The sequence below is a fragment of the Vibrio sp. 1F263 genome, assembly GCF_041439035.1.
GTDB lineage: Bacteria > Pseudomonadota > Gammaproteobacteria > Enterobacterales > Vibrionaceae > Vibrio > Vibrio tasmaniensis_A.
In genome coordinates, this window is the sequence record NZ_JBGONI010000141.1 from 1 (window position 1) to 1002 (window position 1002).

Genomic DNA, 1002 nt, shown 5'->3' on the forward strand with positions numbered 1-1002 from the left:
GTGCAAATGTCCGGCGCTAACACTCAGCGTATCGGTGGGCGCGTGACCGCCCGTGACAGTGACAGCAGTGACGGAGGCTTTTATCACGCCCATTGGTATAAGTACCCCGTCATTTATTGGCTGCAACTGATGCAATCCACCGCCTGCATGGCCACGGACGTTTTTGATGTGGCCTACATGACGGAAATTGACCCACTTTGGGACGACGATGAGTTATCCCTCATTCTCAATCCCGAAGCGTTACTGTTTGGTAACCTGGTGGCGCAGCTTGCTTGCGTGCCCGAAGCCCTGTTGACCTCCACTAATACTGCCTTACCTATTGATGCTTTATTTTGGTGTTTAGGCTCACAGGGCAGTGCCTATCCGCTCACCGGCACCACCAACTATCGAGACACGTCCATCCAGGCGGCGACACTCTTGATGGAAAAGCTGAACTACAAACTGCACCGGCAAGGGATCATCTGGGAGACGCGCGGCGAAGATGGCGCGATTTGTTATCAATATCCCGATCCTATTTTGCCAAAATCTCGTTATCGGTATCAAATGTCGGGGCCTATTCCCGATGCCGCCTGGTGTCACCCGTACACCACGACAACCACACTCTGGGAAGCCGGCCATGACAACCCGGTGACAGGGGATAACTTTGGTTTTGTACAATGGCGAAAGCGCAACTGTGTCTTTTTATAAGGTGACGCGATGATGCCCATTCTTCCCCACAAAAATGAAACGGACCTATTTATTGCCAGTCACCCTGACTCCCTTACCGATTTTTTAAAAACAGAGCTCGCCAACAACAAGCACATTTACTGCTGTTTCCCGCTCTCGCAGTTTTGCTTCTCGTTTTGTCGCGATCTCAATGCTCGTAAGGTGCTGTCAATCAGCTTCCAAAACGCTCACACCCTCTACCCACCCTTTCAGCGGCCATAATGAAGAGGTTACTATGACCATTCCATCTTTTGAGAGCACCTTTAGGCGCTCTCTTGTTTTTCTGTGTTTTTTTAT

Annotated in this window: 1 protein-coding gene; it reads left to right on the forward strand. The window is 50.5% G+C overall.

The features are described 5' to 3' along the window. The coding region (locus ACED25_RS23550) for a TraU family protein (protein WP_371696280.1) at positions 1 to 687 on the forward strand (687 nt) is incomplete at its 5' end. Positions 688 to 1002: the final 315 nt, after the last annotated feature.